At 56.7% G+C, this 18,822-nt stretch carries 18 protein-coding genes; 10 read left to right on the top strand and 8 right to left on the bottom strand.

What is annotated here, in order from left to right:
- Nucleotides 1–38: 38 nt before the first annotated feature.
- The 4 genes from ACZ5CE_RS14645 to hemC are packed head-to-tail and all read right to left on the bottom strand — an operon-like array spanning nucleotide 39 to nucleotide 4,086.
- Nucleotides 39–1,259: a heme biosynthesis HemY N-terminal domain-containing protein gene (locus ACZ5CE_RS14645; RefSeq protein WP_464575632.1), complete on the bottom strand. Its 1,221-nt coding sequence runs from the start codon at nucleotides 1,257–1,259 to the stop codon at nucleotides 39–41.
- A gap of 1 nt (nucleotide 1,260) precedes the next feature.
- Nucleotides 1,261–2,310, bottom strand: coding sequence for a uroporphyrinogen-III C-methyltransferase (locus ACZ5CE_RS14640; RefSeq protein WP_464575630.1), 1,050 nt, complete (start codon nucleotides 2,308–2,310; stop codon nucleotides 1,261–1,263).
- Nucleotides 2,303–3,124, bottom strand: coding sequence for a uroporphyrinogen-III synthase (locus ACZ5CE_RS14635; protein WP_464575629.1), 822 nt, complete (start codon nucleotides 3,122–3,124; stop codon nucleotides 2,303–2,305). The genes ACZ5CE_RS14640 and ACZ5CE_RS14635 overlap by 8 nt, the downstream gene beginning before the upstream one ends.
- Nucleotides 3,121–4,086 carry a hydroxymethylbilane synthase gene (gene hemC / locus ACZ5CE_RS14630; protein ID WP_464575628.1) on the bottom strand — a complete coding sequence of 322 codons (966 nt, stop codon included), beginning with the start codon at nucleotides 4,084–4,086 and terminating at the stop codon, nucleotides 3,121–3,123. The genes ACZ5CE_RS14635 and hemC overlap by 4 nt, the downstream gene beginning before the upstream one ends.
- A gap of 122 nt (nucleotides 4,087–4,208) precedes the next feature.
- Here hemC and ppc point away from each other — a divergent pair, with 122 nt between their 5' ends.
- The 9 genes from ppc to ACZ5CE_RS14585 all read left to right on the top strand — a co-directional run bounded on the left by ppc (nucleotide 4,209) and on the right by ACZ5CE_RS14585 (nucleotide 14,669).
- Entirely contained in the window at nucleotides 4,209–7,040 is a 2,832-nt protein-coding gene (gene ppc, locus ACZ5CE_RS14625) for a phosphoenolpyruvate carboxylase (RefSeq protein ID WP_464575627.1), read from the top strand.
- A gap of 57 nt (nucleotides 7,041–7,097) precedes the next feature.
- Complete coding sequence (gene miaB / locus ACZ5CE_RS14620) at nucleotides 7,098–8,477, top strand: tRNA (N6-isopentenyl adenosine(37)-C2)-methylthiotransferase MiaB (protein ID WP_464575626.1); 1,380 nt, start codon at nucleotides 7,098–7,100, stop codon at nucleotides 8,475–8,477.
- A gap of 141 nt (nucleotides 8,478–8,618) precedes the next feature.
- Nucleotides 8,619–9,665, top strand: a complete 1,047-nt coding sequence (locus ACZ5CE_RS14615) for a PhoH family protein (RefSeq protein WP_464575625.1) — start codon at nucleotides 8,619–8,621, stop codon at nucleotides 9,663–9,665.
- The gene (gene ybeY, locus ACZ5CE_RS14610; protein WP_464575624.1) at nucleotides 9,640–10,185 is read left to right on the top strand and encodes an rRNA maturation RNase YbeY; all 546 of its coding nucleotides are present in this window, start codon (nucleotides 9,640–9,642) and stop codon (nucleotides 10,183–10,185) included. Before ACZ5CE_RS14615 ends, ybeY begins: the two co-directional genes overlap by 26 nt.
- 278 nt (nucleotides 10,186–10,463) lie before the next feature.
- Nucleotides 10,464–11,324 (top strand): HlyC/CorC family transporter, encoded by an 861-nt coding sequence (locus tag ACZ5CE_RS14605; protein ID WP_464575623.1) that lies wholly within the window; start codon nucleotides 10,464–10,466, stop codon nucleotides 11,322–11,324.
- 90 nt (nucleotides 11,325–11,414) lie between these two features.
- Nucleotides 11,415–11,870, top strand: a complete 456-nt coding sequence (locus ACZ5CE_RS14600) for an inorganic diphosphatase (protein WP_464575622.1) — start codon at nucleotides 11,415–11,417, stop codon at nucleotides 11,868–11,870.
- A 149-nt stretch (nucleotides 11,871–12,019) separates the two neighbouring features.
- The gene (locus ACZ5CE_RS14595; RefSeq protein WP_464577544.1) at nucleotides 12,020–13,912 is read left to right on the top strand and encodes an ATP-binding cassette domain-containing protein; all 1,893 of its coding nucleotides are present in this window, start codon (nucleotides 12,020–12,022) and stop codon (nucleotides 13,910–13,912) included.
- Nucleotides 13,913–13,989: 77 nt separating this feature from the next.
- Nucleotides 13,990–14,316 (top strand): c-type cytochrome, encoded by a 327-nt coding sequence (locus ACZ5CE_RS14590; RefSeq protein WP_464575621.1) that lies wholly within the window; start codon nucleotides 13,990–13,992, stop codon nucleotides 14,314–14,316.
- Between the two features lie 26 nt (nucleotides 14,317–14,342).
- The gene (locus ACZ5CE_RS14585) at nucleotides 14,343–14,669 is read left to right on the top strand and encodes a c-type cytochrome (protein WP_464575620.1); all 327 of its coding nucleotides are present in this window, start codon (nucleotides 14,343–14,345) and stop codon (nucleotides 14,667–14,669) included.
- Nucleotides 14,670–14,779: 110 nt separating this feature from the next.
- Here the strand turns inward: ACZ5CE_RS14585 and ACZ5CE_RS14580 are convergent, their stop codons facing one another.
- From ACZ5CE_RS14580 to ACZ5CE_RS14565, 4 genes are read right to left on the bottom strand one after another with little or no spacing between them, the layout of a single operon-like run.
- Entirely contained in the window at nucleotides 14,780–15,214 is a 435-nt protein-coding gene (locus ACZ5CE_RS14580; RefSeq protein ID WP_464575619.1) for a DUF1841 family protein, read from the bottom strand.
- Nucleotides 15,215–15,886, bottom strand: a complete 672-nt coding sequence (gene nth / locus ACZ5CE_RS14575; RefSeq protein ID WP_464575618.1) for an endonuclease III — start codon at nucleotides 15,884–15,886, stop codon at nucleotides 15,215–15,217.
- 29 nt (nucleotides 15,887–15,915) lie between these two features.
- The gene (locus tag ACZ5CE_RS14570; protein WP_464575617.1) at nucleotides 15,916–16,659 is read right to left on the bottom strand and encodes an RnfABCDGE type electron transport complex subunit B; all 744 of its coding nucleotides are present in this window, start codon (nucleotides 16,657–16,659) and stop codon (nucleotides 15,916–15,918) included.
- Nucleotides 16,656–17,711 carry a quinone-dependent dihydroorotate dehydrogenase gene (locus tag ACZ5CE_RS14565; protein WP_464575616.1) on the bottom strand — a complete coding sequence of 352 codons (1,056 nt, stop codon included), beginning with the start codon at nucleotides 17,709–17,711 and terminating at the stop codon, nucleotides 16,656–16,658. Before ACZ5CE_RS14565 ends, ACZ5CE_RS14570 begins: the two co-directional genes overlap by 4 nt.
- Before the next feature lie 141 nt (nucleotides 17,712–17,852).
- Here ACZ5CE_RS14565 and ACZ5CE_RS14560 point away from each other — a divergent pair, with 141 nt between their 5' ends.
- Entirely contained in the window at nucleotides 17,853–18,788 is a 936-nt protein-coding gene (locus ACZ5CE_RS14560; RefSeq protein WP_464575615.1) for a tetratricopeptide repeat protein, read from the top strand.
- Nucleotides 18,789–18,822 lie beyond the last annotated feature (34 nt).

Raw genomic sequence — 18,822 nt, 5'->3', positions numbered from 1 at the left:
CGTACCGGTACCGTCTCGCTGGCTGCCACCTTCGTCTGTTATTCACTGCCGCCTCCGCCGGCGACCTCGAGCCTGCGCAATGCAAGCTCCAGCCCTTTGCCATAATGATCCCTGGCGAGCTCGGACTGGCCGATTTTCTGGTTCAGTTGCGCCAGTGCCAGGTGGGCGGGGTGGCTGGGTTCGACTGACAGGCTCGCTTCCAGGTAGCTTTGCGCTTTGCCCCACAATTCGCTGTGCACGCACAACTTGCCAAGCGCGAGCAGCAGACTGGCGTCATTGGGATGGGATTTCAGCCAGCTCTCGGCGCGTTCGATCTGCCTGATCGCATCATTTCCCAGACATTCTGCATACAATCCCGCCAGTTCCGAATCCCATTGCCTGTCCAGGCTTTGCTCGATGATCTGATGCGCTGCTGCGCAATCTCCTATGGACAGGCAGGCACGGACAGCAGTGGCGGCCACCCGGACATCCTTCTTATCGGATGACGACATGTTTCTCCAATATTCCTTCAAGGTTTCCGGGTTCAGCACCTTGTTCCTGATATTTTCTATGTGGGCATGGCGCCGCAATTGCTCGATTACCGTCTTGTCCAGCGCATTGCGCTGCTCCAGCTGCTTGAGCAGGTCCAGCACGGCATACCAGTTTCCGGATAATTGCTGCGCCTTCAATTCCAGCCGCAAGGCGGCGGTATGCAGCGGTGCCCCCGTGGAGCGCAGCGAGTTCAGTATTTTCAATGCTTCCCCGGCGTGCTGTTCGTCCAGCAGCATCTCTGCCTGGGTTATCAGCCGCACGGTGACTTCCCTGGGTGCGAATCCTTCCGCTTTTGACAGAAACTCGTCGCGTTGCGGATATTTTCTCAGCTCGTGCGCGGAGCGGGCTCCCACCAGAGCATTGATCGTGCTGACGCGTGGCGATTCCTCCAGCTCGAGAGCCGCGGCGGCCGTTTTTTCGGCTTTGGCGTAGCGCCCTTCAAAAAAGGCCTTCAGGCCGTCCAGCATCATCCTGCGTGCCTTCTCCCGGCGCCGGCGCACGCGAAATTCACGCACTTCGGCGGGTATCCCCAGGATGATGGCGATGAGCCGCACGAAGAAATAGCCGATAAGAATGGTGGCGAGCAGCAGCACGACCATGAGATTGAGCGAGATTTCCACCCGGTAAGGCGGGGCTACCATCAGTACATAGCCGTTGTTGTACTTGGCGGCGATGGTAACGGCCACCGCCACGGCGGATAGCGCCAGCAGCCAGAGTACCGCCTTCATGCTACTTTCCCTTATCCCTGGCTAACCGGTATTTGCGGATGGCATCGAGGCTGGCCGAAATAAGAGGCAGCTCCACGCCCACGTCGCTGTCGCGCAATTCCCGCAATGTCTCGAGCATGCTGGAGACCGCCTCCGAACGGGTATCAAAATACCGGTCGGTCCAGTTGAGAGATGCTTCGATATCCGCCTTGAAGCTGGCCGGGTTGCGCGCCAGCAAGGCGTTCCGCGCCGATAGCAGGCGCAGCCGCAGATTTTCGCGGAGGAAGTACGCTTGCGAGGGCGGCAGAAGCGCAATATCGGGCTTGTTCATGTTCTGCACGCGAACCAGCTGTTTCATATCCTCCCATACTTCGCGGATCAATCGCAGCCATGTGCTTTCGGTGTCCGGTCTGTCCGGAGAAGGTTTTGGTTCCTCGGGCCGAAGCTCCAAGGCCAGCGGCAGCTTGTCGATTTCCCTTGCGAGGCTGTCCAGGCGCAGGCTGATCCCCACTGTATCGACGTACGGAGCGGTTTTCAAAAGATCCATGTCCAGAGACAGAATCTTGCGTACGGGGGTCAGTTGGGGGCGCTCGATGCGCTGCAGGCGGACATCGGCTTCCTGCAGGGCGATCAACGCCGCCTTGACGTTGTTCGCCAGTTGCAGTTGCTGGTTGGCTATGAGCAGCAGCTGCTCGACCTCTTCCAGAGTTACTTCGTCGCGGCTTTTCGTCAGTTCCTGATAGAGCGCTTCCAGGGCCAGTTGCTCGCTTTGAGATTCGGACAGCTTCGCGTCGAGCGCCCCTACTTTCGACTCCATCCTGCGTCCCGCTTCAGACGCCTCGCCCGCAAGGTAGCGCGATTCCTTGCTGAACGTCTCCGCCTCCGCCAGCCGTTTGGCGAGCTCATGCTGCAATTCGGAAATCTGGCTCCGGTTGTCATACCATTGCCAGGCCATGGCTGCAGCGAAGATCGCAGCCAGGATCAGTACTGGGACAATATCCTTGGGCCATTCCCTTCGCGATGCTGCTGTGGTTGTATCGCCTTTCTGGATATTCGCGCCCATGTCACTCATGCTTTTGCTGAAACGCAAGGCTTGCCTTGCCCTTTCCAGGGGACCGAAAATAGTCCAGCAAGCCCTGCAGCAGACCTTCATCACCCATTTCCGTGAGAATCACTTGCACAACTCCCAGCGTTCGCGCAGTCTGGGCTATGCGCTCGTGAGGCGCGAATAGCGGTGTTGCGGTCAACCAGGCTCTGCCGGATTCATCGAGCATCTCGAACAGGTTACGCAATCCTTCGCTGCTGGTGATGGTTATGCCGCCGATTTTCATTTTTTTCCAGCTTTTCAGCGACTGGACGACATCGGCATCAGGCCTGGCGCGACGGTAACAGGATACGTATTCGAGAATGGCGCCCCGCTTTTTCAGCGTTTCGCCCAGCAGCTCGCGGCCGCCCTCCCCACGAAAAATCACCACGCGCTTGCCTTCGACTTGCCGCAATTCTGCCATATCCAGCAAGGCTTCGCTGTCAAAACGCACTGTCGGCGCAATGACGGATTCCATGCCAAATTTTTTCAGCGCCTTCACCGTGCCCTGGCCAACCGCCGCTATCTTCAATGCCGGCGGCAAGGATTGCGGTGTTCCCTTTGCAACGATCAGGCTCATTGCCTTATCGACCGCGTTTGGGCTGACGAATACCGCGAGATGGAACTCATGCAGCCGGCCGATCAGGCTTAGCAATGGTTGCCGATCTTCCAGATCCTGGATCTCCAGGACAGGAAACAGAACAGGATTTCCTCCCTCGGCACGTATCTTTTCCGACAGCCTTGCCGCCTGGTGTTGCGGGCGCGTGACGAGGATATTGATTCCGGCGAGGGCATCCGTCACGGATGGCTCACGGATTCGGCTCTCCCAGGCCCGAGCGCGGCCAGAATCTCTTCTGCTCCGCGGACTTTCAGATTTCGGGCCAGTTGCGAACCGATAGCCGCGCCCAATTCAGGCTCGCCCCTTAATTCATCGCTGATCATGCATTTTCCGTCCTGGCTGCCAACAAACCCGCGCAGACGCAATATTCCATCGATTATTTCGGCAAAGCCCCCCAGCGGCACCTGGCAGCTTCCCCCCAGGGCGCGGCTCATGGATCGTTCCGCTTCCACGCATTGCGCCGTTTCGAGGTGATGCAGCGGCTGCACCAGGCTGATCAGGTCGGGCCGGTCTGTGCGGCATTCTATTCCCAATGCGCCCTGGCCTACCGCCGGCAAGCTTATTTCCGCATCGAGCAGGGCGGTTATGCGGTTCTCCAGTCCCAACCGCTTCAGCCCCGCCGCAGCCAGGATAATGGCGGCGAATTGTCCTTCATCCAGCTTGCGCAGCCGGGTTTGCACATTGCCACGCAGGGGCCGCACTTCCAGGCGCGGATACAGGGCTCGAAGCTGGCTTTCGCGGCGCAAGCTCGAAGTTCCCACCAGGCTGCCCGCGGGAAGCGCGTCGAGGCTCCGGTATTCGTTTGAAACGAATGCATCCCTGGGGTCTTCACGCTCATGGATGGCGGCCAGGGAAAACCCGTCCGGCATATCCATGGGAACATCCTTCATCGAATGCACCGCGATGTCGGCGCGCCTGTCTTCCAGCGCCTGCTCCAGTTCCTTGATGAACAGGCCCTTGCCTCCAATTTTGGAAAGCGACATGTCGAGTATCTGATCTCCGCGGGTGGTCATGCCCAATATGCTGAATTCCGTTTGCGGGTATAATTCCGATAGCCGCTCGCGGATAAAATTCGCCTGCCATAAGGCGAGCAGGCTTTCCCGCGTGGCGATAACCACTTTCGCTGGTATGGATGAATTGGGCATTATCATGAAGTCGAGAAATTTAAGGAATTACTTCTGATGTCGATTTTAGCATGGCAGACCCCAGCCCGGACTGAGGCGCATTTCGCGTCTGGCGGCGTGAGCCTTGCCAGGGAGCGTTCATTATGACGCTCCTTGCGCCCAGAAACACAGCTTTCGATAAAAATCACGTCGACGACAAGGATAAGGACAGACCGGTAAAGGATGATCCGCTGCGCGAGGATATCCGACTCCTGGGGCGCATGCTGGGCGATACTTTGCGCGAACAGGAGGGCGAGCCCACGTTCGACCTGGTTGAAACCATCCGCCAGACCGCGATCCGGTTCCGGCGCGAGCAGGATCCCAGGGCGCGGCAAGAACTGGACATGATACTGAACCAGTTGAGCAACAAGGCGACTGTCGCAGTGGTCCGCGCTTTCAGCCATTTCTCGCAACTTTCCAATATCGCCGAGGATATGCACCACAACCGGCGGCGCCGTACCCATCTGCGCGCCGGATCGCCGCCTCAGGCAGGCAGCATCGCCCTGGCATTCGACCAGGTATTCTCCAGCGGCGCCGGCGGCGCCGCCCTGGCCGGTTTCTTTGCAAAAGCGGTTGTGTCGCCGGTGCTGACAGCCCATCCCACCGAAGTGCAGCGTAAAAGCATTCTCGATTGCCAGTTGACCATCGCGCATCTGCTGAACGAACGAGATCGCATGGAGTTGACCCCGGACGAGTTGCGCAATAACGAAGAAGGTTTGCGCTGCGCCATCCAGATACTCTGGCAGACGCGCATGCTGCGGCCGGAGCGCCTCTCGGTATATGACGAAATCAAGAACGGGCTGGCGTACTACCGCTATACCTTTCTTTCAGAAGTGCCGCGGCTTTACGCCGAAATCGAAGACTTGCTCGAACGGCGGATGGGTGCGGCCGCGCCGTGTATCCCCGCATTTTTACGCATAGGGAGCTGGATAGGCGGCGACCGCGACGGCAATCCTTTTGTCACCCATGAAGTCATGCTGAATGCGGCGGAACGTCAATCCGCGCTCGCGTTGGACTTCTACATGGGCGAAGTACACCAGATTGGCCGAAGATTGAGCCTCACCGAACGTCTTGTCGATGTGGATGACCAGTTGGCCGTCATGGCTGAAGCATCGCCTGACCGCGCGCCCAGCCGCGCCGATGAACCCTACCGGCGCGCACTGATCGGCATCTATGCCCGTCTTGCCGCAACCAGCCAGGAACTGGGCCATGTAATCAGGCAGCGGCGCCCGGTAGGACCCTCGTTGCCCTATTCGGAAAGCGGCGAATTCATCCAGGAACTCGATATTCTTATCCGTTCGCTCACGCAACATAAATCGGAGTTGCTGGCTCGGGGTTATTTACGCCATCTGCGGCGCGCGGTGGAGGTGTTCGGCTTCCACCTGGCGCCGCTGGATATGCGCCAGCATAGCAACGTGCATGAGCAGGTTGTCTCGGAATTGTTCAGGTATGCCCTGCACCGGGATGATTATGGCGCATTGAGCGAAGCGGAACGGATGCAGTGGCTGCTGACCGAGATCAGCAGTATTCGTCCTCTGCGCTCGCCCTTCGTCGATTATTCCGCCATCGTGCAGAGCGAAATGAGCATATTGCAAACGGCGGCGGAAATACATCGCCGTTTTGGCCGGGCCGCGTTGCCAAATTACATCATCTCCAAGACCGACGGTATTTCGGACATGCTGGAGGTGGCGTTGCTGTTGAAGGAAGTGGGCCTCCTGCTGCCAGGCGATACGCCGCGTCTCCATGTCAACATCATCCCATTGTTCGAAACGATTGCGGACCTGCGCAAGTGTGGCCAGGTAATGGATGAGCTTTTTTCGATCCCTTATTACCGCCAGCTCCTGGATTCGCGCGGCAATGTCCAGGAAGTCATGCTGGGTTATTCCGACAGTAACAAGGATGGCGGCTTTCTTGCCGCGAACTGGGAGCTCTACAAAGCCGAAACCGAGTTGACCAAAGTTTTTGCAAAGCACAAGGTGGCGTTGCGGTTGTTCCATGGACGCGGCGGCACGGTGGGGCGTGGCGGCGGCCCAAGTTATCAGGGCATACTGGCCCAGCCTCCCGGCAGCGTCAACGGGCAGATACGCATCACTGAGCAGGGCGAAGTCATTGGCAGCAAATATGCGGACCCGGAGATCGGGCGGCGCAACCTGGAAACGCTTGTGGCGGCCACGGTCGAAGCCACCTTGTTGGGCCATGACCCACTCGGCGAGCGTGCCGCCGATTATCACCAGACCATGGAGACGCTGGCATGCGATGCCCTCTCGGCTTATCGCAATCTCGTCTATGAAACGCCTGGATTCAAGCAGTATTTTCAGGAGTCGACTCCCATAAGGGAAATCGCCGGCCTGAATATAGGCAGCCGGCCACCTTCACGCAAGCAGTCCGATGAGATAGAAGACCTCCGCGCCATTCCCTGGGTATTCAGCTGGAGCGTTAACCGCGCCATGATCCCAGGATGGTACGGTTTTGGCACGGCCGTGGAAAAATTTGTGGAGCAATCTGCGGAGTGCGAGGGCAAAAATGCGAGAGGCCTTGAATTTCTACAGGAAATGCACCGCAACTGGCCGTTCATGCAGACCTTGTTATCCAACATGGACATGGTTCTCGCAAAAACAGACATGGGAATTGCCTCGCGCTATGCCGAACTGGTTACCGATGTCCGGCTGCGCAACGATATTTTTGGGCGTATTCAGGCGGAGTGGGACCGCAGCGTGAAATGGTTATTCGCGGTGACAGGACACACCGAGCTGCTGCAGGATAATCCCACGCTGGCTCGCAGCATACGCAACCGCACGCCCTATATCGACCCGCTCAATCATTTGCAAGTCGAATTGCTGCGCCGCTATCGTTCCGGCGATACCGCCGATACCGTAAAACGCGCAATACAGCTCACCATCAACGGCGTGGCGGCGGGACTGAGAAACAGCGGGTAGCCGAAAGCATTGTCATCCAAATATCAATGCCACTTGCCAGGCGACAGGGACAGGATCGTGAGCAAGAAACTTTATATCAAGACTTTTGGCTGCCAGATGAACGAGTACGATTCCGCCAAGATGGCGGACGTGCTGCACGCGGCTCAGGGAATGGAAAAAACGGATGACCCGGCGAATGCGGACGTGATCCTGTTCAATACCTGCTCGGTACGGGACAAGGCGCAGGAAAAAGTATTCCACGACCTGGGGCGCATCAGGCATTTGAAAAAGCTCAATCCTGATCTGCTCATCGGCGTGGGTGGCTGTGTGGCCAGCCAGGAGGGCGCCGAAATCGTGAAGCGCGCGCCCTATGTCGATCTGGTATTCGGCCCCCAAACCCTGCACCGTCTGCCGCAACTGATTTCGGAACGCAGAATTTCCGGGCAGCCGCAAGTCGATATATCCTTTCCGGAAATCGAAAAATTCGACCATTTGCCTCCTGCCCGCGTCGAAGGCGTCACCGCTTTTGTGTCCATCATGGAAGGATGCAGCAAATATTGCAGCTTCTGCGTGGTGCCTTACACCCGTGGCGAGGAAATGTCGCGTTCGCTGGTGGACGTGCTGGAAGAAATAGCGGAACTGGCAAGCCAGGGCGTAAGAGAAGTGACCCTGCTGGGACAGAACGTCAATGCGTATCGCGGCGCCATGGAAGGCGTGGATGGAGCGGACGAAGGCACGGTTGCGGATCTGGCGCTCCTGCTCGAATGCATCCATGAGATGCCGGGAATCGAGCGCATCCGTTACACCACGTCTCACCCGAAGGAATTCACATCCCGGCTCATCGACACTTATGCCAGATTGCCGAAGCTGGTGAGCCACGTTCACCTGCCGGTCCAGTCAGGTTCCGACCGGATACTGGCCGCAATGAAGCGCGGCTATACGACGCTGGAATATAAGTCCATCATACGCCGTCTCCGGGCCGCACGGCCGGATATTTCCATTACTTCCGACTTCATTATCGGTTTTCCCGGGGAGACCGAGGCCGACTTTGAAGCAACCATGAAATTGATCGAGTCTGTCGGTTTCGATGGTTCTTTCAGTTTCATCTACAGTCCTCGTCCCGGAACCCCTGCGGCGGGCCTGCCCGATGACTGTCCGTACGAGGTGAAACTCGAGCGGCTGCATAAATTGCAGGAGCGTGTCGACAAGCAGGCCCAGGTCATCAGCCAGGCCATGGCTGGATCGATACAGCGCGTGATCGTGGAGGGTGTTTCCAGAAGAAATGCGGAGGAACTGACCGGGCGTACCGATAATAACCGCGTGGTCAATTTCGCTGGCTCCAAAGCCTGCGTCGGACATTTCATGGACGTGAAGATCACCGCTGCGCTTGCTCACACCCTGCGGGGCGAAATCGTGGATGGCGAAAACCGGCAGGTATCCGTATCGGCTGGCGGCTGATATCCCGCGATCCTGCCACTGGCCATGGTATCGACGCGCTACTCCCAACTCCTTCATGGCTCCCGCAGCTATATGGATTACCATGCCGCCGGTATTTTCATTGCTGTGCCGGCATGAAAGCACTTTCCTGGATGCGTTTCCTTGCAAAGTGATCCAGCCACTGCCAGAATTGAGAATCTTACCACCACTCCCAACGTTCCATTGAAATCCAGGCCAGTAGAACTTTCATTGACTCCCGTCGATAACCAGCGTCTTGCAAACCTGTGCGGGGTACTGGACGAAAACCTGAGGCAGATAGAAACGGTGCTGGATGTCACCATAGTAAGGCGAGGAGAGCATTTCAGCTTGCATGGCAAGATTGCCAACGCCTCTCTGGCGGCGGAAACACTGAAGAACTTTTATGATCAGGCTCAGCATCCGCTGGGCATCGAGGAAGTTCAATTGGGGCTCATCGAAGCCATGCGGCCTCATTCCGCGAAAGAGGGGGCTCGCATTGCGGTTCTTCCAGCAGAAGCGGCGCCGCTGCTCATCACTCGCCGCAGCGATCTGCGGGGCCGCACGCCGCTGCAAACTCAATATCTGCAGCAGATCCAGACTCACGACATCACATTTGCCGTCGGCCCGGCCGGCACGGGGAAGACATACCTTGCCGTTGCCAGTGCGGTCGATGCCTTGGAGCGCGACAATGTGGCGCGCATCGTGCTGGTGCGTCCGGCGGTAGAAGCGGGAGAGCGTCTCGGCTTTCTCCCGGGAGACATGGTGCAGAAAGTGGATCCCTATTTGCGCCCGCTATACGACGCCCTTTACGATTTGATGGGGTTCGATAAAACCAGCAAGCAGTTCGAACGCAGCGCGATCGAAATTGCCCCGCTCGCGTTCATGCGCGGCCGCACGCTGAACCAGTCTTTCATTATTCTCGATGAGGCGCAGAACACCACGCCAGAGCAGATGAAAATGTTCCTCACCCGTATCGGCTTCGGCTCCAAGGCCGTGGTGACAGGCGACATCACCCAGATCGATCTGGCGAAGCACCAGAAAAGCGGGCTGATAGAAGCCCGGCAGGTCCTGGAAAAAGTGCGTGGCATCGCTTTTACCCACTTCGGCGCGGAGGATGTGGTGCGGCATCCCCTGGTTCAACGGATTGTCAATGCCTACGAAACGTATGAAAAATCTTCCAGGGGGAATTGAGCCGGCCGGAAAAAGCAACGGCAGCACGGGAGGGGTCGAGCTCAACATACAACGCGCGACCCGCGCCCCTGGCATTCCCTCCAACGAGGAGTTTCGCAAATGGATCGGCGCAGTCCTGCCAAAGGATACAAGGGATGTGGAAATCGGGTTGCGGATAGTGAATGAATCCGAGGGCCGGCGGCTGAATCGTGAATTTCGCCATAAGGATTACGCGACCAACGTACTGACTTTCGTTTATGACGACTCACCGGCCCTGGCTGGCGACATCGTGCTTTGTGCCAGCGTGATAAAAAACGAGGCGGCTCGGCAATGCAAGGATCTTGCCGCGCACTATGCTCATCTTACGATCCATGGGATATTGCATCTTCAAGGTTTTGATCATGACGTCGATGAGAGGGCGGAGGTGATGGAGCGGCTGGAGATGGAGATTCTTGCCGGGCTGGGGTACAAAAATCCATATGAAACATCGATCTCCGCCGCAGATGAGGGTTCTGGCGGGAATGGAGCGTGTCAAGCATGATCCTGAATCCGGCAGTCGACCGCTCATTTCCAGTTTGGAATTATGATTCATAAAGATTTTCCGCGGTACTCGACATTGACCTGTATGGTGAGTTCGCTACAGGGCGGATTGTGCGATTTTTGGGGCACATGGCTGCGTTGCAACTTCCTGGAAGCCATTGCGTGTCGTTGCGCCTTGCCCCGCACTCCGGAAACCGTACTTCCATCCTGTCCAACCGCCGGATTCAGGATGATTCGCAGCAAACCTTTCTTTCTTGTAAACGGAACCAACTGACCTACATGGAAGAACCTCCCAAACCGGGCTGGCTGGAACGAGTCAGCACTTTGCTGCTTCGGGAACCCGGCGATCGTGAGCAACTTGTGGCGCTGCTGCACTCTGCTTTCGAACGCAACCTGTTTGATTCCGACGCGCTCAGCATGATAGAGGGGGTCATACAGGTATCCGAAATGCAAGCGCGCGATATCATGATCCCGCGCTCGCAAATGGATGTAATCGACATCAGCGAAACGCCGGACAAGTTCATTCCGTTCGTCATCGAGAAGGCGCACTCGCGCTTTCCGGTTACCGAAAATGACAGAAACAACGTCATAGGGATACTTCTGGCAAAAGACCTGCTGCGGTTTTATGCGGGGGAGGAAGAGTTCGATGTGCGGGAAATGCTGCGGCCTGTGGTATTCATCCCGGAGTCGAAGCGCCTCAATGTATTACTCAAGGATTTCCGCAGTAACCGCAATCACATCGCCATCGTGGTGGACGAGTATGGAGGCGTAGCCGGGCTGGTAACCATAGAAGACGTGCTGGAGCAGATAGTCGGCGATATTGAGGATGAACATGATTTCGACGAGATCGATGACAACATCGTCCAGGAACCGGGGGGCCAGTGCCGTATCAAGGCGGTTACGGAAATAGCGGATTTCAACGAAAAGCTCGGATCATCGTTGAGCGATGAAGATTACGATACGATCGGCGGCCTGGTGCTGCACAGCTTTGGGCGACTCCCCAAAAGGGGAGAGTCGGTCGTCGTGGGCTCATTCAAGTTCACCGTATTGCGAGCGGATAGCCGCAGGCTGTATACCTTGCAGGTAGAGCCGAACATGGAGCAGACGCCTGTCGAGCCGGACCTGAAACAGGAAGAGTGAGTGTGCAGGTCAATTTACGAAGTGCGTCCATGAATCGCAATGAATCCATATAGTTTCGCGCCCCTAAAAGAGTTCCCATTGGAACCTCCAATGGTAGAGGTGATAGTGGAGATTCCGCGAGGGAGCTTCCTGAAGCGCGGATCTTCAGGCAGAGTGGATTTTGTTTCACCCCTGCCCTGTCCTTTCAACTATGGATCGGTCCCGGACTATATCGGACTGGAAGGCGATCTGCTCGATGCGCTGATACTGGGCCCGCGGCTGCCTGCAGGTACGCGCAAGCGCGTCAGGGTATGGGGTGCCGTGACTTTCGTCGACCGCGGCATGGCCGATGACAAGCTCATCTGTTGCGATTATTTTCCCGATGCCGCGCAGCGGGAAGCCGTGCTGCGTTTTTTTCGCTTCTACGCAAAGTGCAAGGGCATGCTGAATATCTGGCGCGGACGGCCGGGGCGCAATGCCTGCGAAGGCTGGTGCGAGGCAGCCGAGGCACTGGGACGGGCAAAGCCGCGCGACCATTCATGGCGGGGACCGCCGCTCGATTATTAGCGGAAGGCGGCGGATTACCTGCATGATGAAAAAGGAGTCTTTCCAAGGAACGGGATGCGTGGCAGAATTGCGCCCCCTCATTACATCAAGTCAGCATTGCCATGCCTCTTCTCACTGCAGAAAAGATTTCCCTCTCCTTTGGGCATCACATGCTTCTGGATCAGCTCAGCCTGCAGCTCGACTCAGGCGAGCGCGTCGGTCTTATCGGCAGGAACGGCGGCGGAAAATCGAGCTTGCTGCGTATTCTGGCTGGCGAAATCCAGCCCGATGACGGCCGGGTCTGGCGTACTCCCGGTCTCAAGCTGGCATATGTGTCGCAAGAACCGGAGCTGGATGCGTCTCTTACCGTATTTCAGGAAGTCTCCAAAGGGTTGGGTGCCATCAGCCAGCTTCTGGTGGATTACCATGAAACTTCGCATCTGCTGAGTGATGGCGCAACGGATACGGAAGTGCTCCTTGCGCGGCTCGAGGACTTGCAGACCGGACTGGAAGCCCAGGATGGCTGGCGGATGCAGGCGATGGTCGAGACGGCGATCGACAAGCTGGCACTTTCCGCGGACGTCTTGGTGGGGCAGTTATCCGGTGGGTTGCGAAAACGGGTTGCCCTGGCCCGCGCGCTGGTGATGACCCCCCAGGTATTGCTGCTCGATGAGCCGACCAACCATCTTGATTTTTCATCCATAGAGTGGCTGGAGGCATTGCTCGGGGATTTTGTGGGAAGCGTCCTGTTCGTTACCCACGACCGGCGCTTCGTCAGCAACGTGGCTACGCGCATCGTTGAACTGGACCGGGGCAGATTAACCGGTTTTCCTGGAAACTTTGCCGAATACCAGCGCCGGAAAATGGAACTGTTGGAGATCGAGGCTGTACACAATCAAAAATTCGACAAAGTTCTGGCACAGGAAGAGGTGTGGATCAGAAAGGGCGTACAAGCCCGGTGTACTCGCAACGAGGGCAGGGTGCGAAGATTGGAAACGCTCCGGCTGGAGCGTGCGGCGCGGCGCGAGCGTTCGGGAACGGTCAATCTCAGCGTGGATGAGGGCGTGCGGTCGGGACAAATGGTAGCCGAACTGGCCCATGTCAGCAGGAATTACGGTACAAGGAAAGTGATAGAGAATTTTTCCTGCCGCATTCTCCGAGGGGATCGGGTCGGATTACTGGGACCGAATGGGGCTGGAAAATCCACGCTGCTCAAGCTGATACTGGGAGAGTTGCAGCCTGATTCCGGCGAAATCAAGCACGGCACCAAGCTCGCGGTAGCCTATTTTGACCAGATGCGGGAGCAATTGAACGAGGAATCGACGCTGGTGGATACCATAAGCCAGGGCTCGGATTTTATCGACATCGGCAAGACAAGAAAGCATGTCATAAGCTATCTGGAAGATTTTCTGTTCTCGCCGGAGCGCGCGCGTTCGCCCGTCAAGTCGCTGTCCGGCGGCGAGCGGAACCGGCTTCTGCTTGCGCGGCTGTTCACTCGTCCGGCCAATGTGCTCGTTCTGGACGAGCCGACCAACGACCTGGATGTGGAAACGCTGGAACTGCTCGAAGCGTTGTTGCAGACTTACTCCGGCACCTTGTTTCTGGTGAGTCACGATCGGGAGTTTCTCGACAACGTGGTCACCCAGGTGATCGCATTTGAAGGAGCCGGGGTATTGCGCGAATATGTGGGGGGTTATGAAGACTGGGTAAGGGCACGAGATCTTTCACGGGTTGCGGTGGCAGTTCCGCCAGAACAGGCCAGATTGTCTTCTTCCCCTGTCGACAGAAAGCGAAAATCCGAAACTCGCAGCAAGCTGGGTTACAGCGAAGCGCGCGAACTCGAGGAATTACCGGGCCGGATCGAGTTGCTTGAACGCGAGCAGGCCGAAGTAATGCGGCAATTGTGTTCCTCCGAAATTTACCGTGATCGCCCGGATGAGGCCCGGACGCTTCAGGCTCGAAGTGCCGCCATTGAAGAAGATCTCATGGGTTGCCTTTTGCGGTGGGAGGAATTGGGGGCAAAAAGCGCAGAGAGCGGCAGAAAGTGCAGCGATAAGTTCTAAAAACCCTACTCGTTTAATCGTTGACCCGGAATGACACATCGTTTAGAGTCGCTCTTTTTGAAAAGAGGGCACTAACGATGAAAAGACCAGCAATAATAAATTTATTTGTGTGGGGCCTGCTTCTGGCGATGGCCGGCGCCGCTCAAGCCGCTGGCGATGCGGCAGCGGGGAAGCAGAAAAATGCCATGTGTGTTGGCTGTCATGGTATCGAGGGATACCGGACATCCTACCCCAGCGTATACAAGGTTCCCAGACTTGGCGGCCAGCATGCCGAATATATCGTCAAGGCGCTGCAAGCATATAAAACCGACGCCCGCAGTCATCCGAGCATGAAAGGGATAGCTGCCTCCCTGTCTGAAAAAGACATGGAAGACCTGGCCGCTTATTACTCTGGCGGTAACTAATTTTATCTATTGCGCAAGGGACATCCATGAAAAATCTGTTGATCACCGCCGTGAGCGGTGCATTGTTGTTGATTTCCAGCCAGGGTATGGCAGGCAACATCGAAGCGGGGAAGAAAAAAGCGGCTGAAGTCTGCGCGGCTTGCCACGGCGCCGATGGCAATAGTCCCGCCCCGGCGTTTCCCAAGCTTGCCGGACAACATGCCAGCTATCTGGAAAAGACCTTGAACGAATATAAGTCGGGAGCGAGGAAAGACCCTGTGATGGCTGGAATGGCTGCTGCGTTGAGCAAGGAAGACATCGAAAATGTATCCGCCTATTTCGCCAGCCAGTCCGGTTTGAAAACCAAGTATTGATTGGCTAGGCGGCTGCAAAGCCTGCCCGGTCACATGCAGGATCGGTGCGGGATAACGCTGGATCGACTTACGGAACCTTCACTCATTCCGGTCGATCCGGTTTGCTCCCTTCACTGATCGAGCTTGCTGCGATCCAGGCAATCGAAATAAATCGAAGCATCCATTCCGGATGCGCTTCTCTGAGCTTGCCAGATCATTTCTGCCAGACATTCCATGATCTGGTGCGCCGTTGTATGCTCGTCTCCTGTTTTTCTCAACAGGTGTTCGAAACGCTCGCAGATTCCTGCCGGCTGGTCTATGGAAAGCTGCTCCTTGATCGCCATATGCATGCCCATGTGTAGAAAAGGATTGGTGTCGCCCATCTCGGGCAGGTAATCCTTGTGCTGATAACGCTCCGGATCATCGAGCATGGCATGATATTCCGGATGCATTAAAATGACCTGGAGCGCCACATCTTCCATGCCGGTGAGCATTTCGCGCCGCCGGTATTTTCGCCAGGAATCGAAGAAGAATTGACGCGCCTCTTCTCTTGATGGATTAAACATTCAGGCTGTCGAATGCTGGAGGGGGTTTTCTGGCGGAAGTGCGAAATTCTTTTCCTTGAATTCGCACAGATCATTGATGAAGCAAATGGCGCATTCCGGCTTCCTCGCCTTGCAGATATAACGCCCGTGCAAAATAAGCCAGTGATGCGCATCATGCCGGAACTGCATTGGAACATGCTTCAAGAGCTTCAATTCCACTTCCAGGACGGTTTTTCCCGGGGCGATCCCGGTGCGGTTCGAGACCCGGAAGATATGGGTGTCCACCGCGATGGTGGGTTCTCCAAACGCCGTGTTCAGGATGACATTTGCCGTTTTACGCCCAACTCCGGGAAGTCTTTCCAGTTCGTCTCTTTTCCGAGGTACCTGGCTCCCATGGTTTTCGATCAACAGCCGGCACGTGGCCAGGATATTTTTTGCCTTGGTTTTATATAGCCCTATAGTCTTGATGGCTTCCTGTAGATCCGCTTCGCCCAGCGCGAGTATTTTTTCCGGGGTATTGGCGCGCTTGAACAGCTTTCGCGTAGCGAGATTCACGCTCTTGTCGGTTGCTTGCGCTGAAAGGATTACCGCGATCAGGAGCTCGAAAGGCGAGCTATACTCCAGTTCCGTAGTGGGGTGAGGATTGGCTGCCTTGAACCGTGTAAAGATCTCGCGGCGTATGGTGGAGTTCATGAGGAAGCGATTATTCGAAGGGATGCTATTTATGATTGATTCTTTTCCACAGCCTGAATCCGGCATGCCTTCGCGCGCGCAAGCGCAGCCTCTATGGCTGCCCGTTTGATATCCGCGGCCGCTACAGCGATTTCCGGTGAGGAGGTATTGCCGGATTCTGGAGAGCCTGTCGTCATCGCCAGTTTTTCCTCCCGTTCCATTTTTTCACGTGTTAATCTTCGCAGCCTGGACCGGTAGCGCATCCGCGCGCGCTCCGAAGCTTTCATTTCTTCCTCTTGCAGAGCGGAAATGGAAGGAGCAGCGGCAGAAGAGAGCTGCCGCGCCGGATTCACGGCGTGAGTGTCGCCGGGATGGGGAATCGCGCTGGCAGGAATCATGCTGATGCAATTGACCGGGCACGGTGGGATACATAGCTCACAGCCAGTACATTCTGCCGAGATAACCGTATGGGCCAGCTTGGCGGCACCCACGATGGCATCGACCGGACACGCTGTCATGCACAGCGTGCAGCCTATGCATGCATCCTCGTCGATGAACGCGATTGCTTTCGGCTTGGTAATCCCATGCGCAGTGTTCAGCGGAAGCGGGCTTACTCCCAGCAATTGCGCCAGTTTACGGATACCCTGTTCGCCACCGGGAGGACACTGATTGATCGGGGCGCGTCCTTTCGCGATAGCGGCGGCATAGGGTTCGCAGCCATCGAAGCCGCACTGGCGGCACTGCGTTTGCGGCAGTATGGCGTCGATTTCCGCTATTAACAGATCCTGTTTCATGCTGATCTCTCGTGCAGATCCGCCCTTGGCTCATTCATATCCAGTGCGCGCAGCGAACACGCAATTTCGCTCACCAACCTTGGCCCTCTGTAAATAAGGCCGCTATAAATCTGTACCAGGCTTGCTCCCGCCTCGATTTTCTCATTCGCGTCTGCCGCACACATGATGCCTCCCGCGGCAATAATCGGCAGCGCATCCTGCAGCACCTCACGCAAGCGGTGGACAGTAGCGGTGGCCTGCTGCCGAAGGGGCGCCCCGCTCAGTCCGCCCGCCTCGCCCCCATGGGGCAGCGACTCCACGCCTCGCCGCGATAGTGTCGTGTTGGTGGCGATCACCCCGTCGATCTCGTGCTTCATCAATAACGCCCCCATGGCGTCTATCTGCCGCATTTCGAGGTCGGGGGCGATTTTGATCACGAGAGGAGTATACTTGCCGTGCTCGTCGGCCAGTCTTTGCTGGCTCGATTTCAACGCATGCAGAAGGCGATCCAGTTCCTCGCCGTTTTGCAGCTCCCGAAGGTGGGGCGTGTTGGGAGAGGAAATATTGACCGTGATGTAATTCGCATCGCGGTAAGCCTTGCGCAGGCAGATCAGATAGTCTTCCGCAGCCTGTGCTATCGGTGTATCGAAGTTTTTCCCAATATTAATGCCCAAGATGCCGGAATAATTCGCGCGCCTGGCATTCGCCAGAAGATTATCGATGCCCTGGTTATTGAAACCCATGCGGTTGATGATGGCCTTGGCCCGCGGGATGCGAAACAAGCGCGGTTTTGGATTCCCCGGCTGGGCGCGGGGAGTAACCGTCCCAATCTCGATGAACCCGAAGCCGAGCTCCCCAAGCGCTTCTATGTGTTCGCCGTCCTTGTCCAGTCCGGCGGCCATGCCTACCGGATTGGGAAAGACAAGGCCCATGAGATTTTGAGGGTGGTCTGGTATCCGGGAATAAGCAGGGAACCCCCGGCGATAAGCCTGCTCCAACAGCTGGAAAGTCACCCAATGGCTGGCTTCGGGTTCAAGAGCAAACAATAATGGGCGCAGGAGAGAGTAGAGCATGGCGTTATTTTAACTCCGGGCGTTCCTTGCGAGAACTCATTTGGAAATTTCCAGACGCCTGCTCCTTGCTTCCGGGTGGCACTTGTGCTGTTGTCGCAAGCCATTTACCATCGCTGCGTTGCTCGTAGAGAGAGATTTCTCATGAAGTTGGCCAGCTTTTCTTTCCTGCTGTTCCTTTTCTCGTGGGCCGGACACGTTCACGCATTGAATGAATGGGAGAAGCTCAATCAGAAAACCGAATCGCTCTATCAACAGGGCAACTATCCGGCAGCGGTGGAAGCAGCCTTGCAAGCCCTGCAAATAGCAGAGCAAACGCTTACTCCTGATCATGCCGATCTGGCCACCAGCCTGAATAGCCTGGGCATGTTATATAGCGCGCAAGGCAGGTATGGCCAGGCTGAGCCGCTCCTGACCCGGGCACTCGGTATTTTCGAGAAGTCTGCCGGCGAGGAAAGCCCCGAGATGGCGGCAACCCTGAATAATCTCGGAGCGCTGCACAAGAACCAGGGCCAGTACGCGAAGGCGGAAACGTTTTACAAGCGCGGGCTCGACATTGATGAAAAAGCGCTCGGGCCGGAGCATCCCGACGTAGCGATAAGCCTCAATAATCTGGCGCAGCTATACCAGGCGCAACAAAAATACGCGAATGCCGAGCCGCTGCTTCAGCGCGCGATGGGAATCATGGAAAAGACACTGGGTCCGGAGCATCTCAGCACCATCATGATCATGAATAATCTTGCTTTGCTGCATGGCGCGCAGAAACAGTATGACCAGGCCGAACCGTTGTTCAAGCGGGTTTTTGTGGTTTCCAAGAAGACTCTCGGGCCGGATCATCCCTACGTGGCCCTGAGCCTGAACAACCTGGCGGGGATATATAAGGACCAGGGTAAATATCCCTACGCCGAACCGCTTTTCAAGCGCGCGCTGATAATCTCCGAAAAATCCCTTGGTCCCGATCATCCCAGCGTTGCAACAGGACTCGAAAATCTGGCGCAGTTGTACCGCGAGATAGGTCACGCCAAAAAGGCGGAGCCCCTGGACAAGCGTGCTGCCGAGATACGGGCGATGAAGCGGTAACTATCCGCAGATAGCACGGATAGCCCGACCGGCG

The organism is Nitrosospira sp. TNL200 (genome assembly GCF_055386305.1).
Note: the sequence above shows the minus strand (reverse complement) of the source record. Positions and strands in the feature narration are given on the sequence as shown.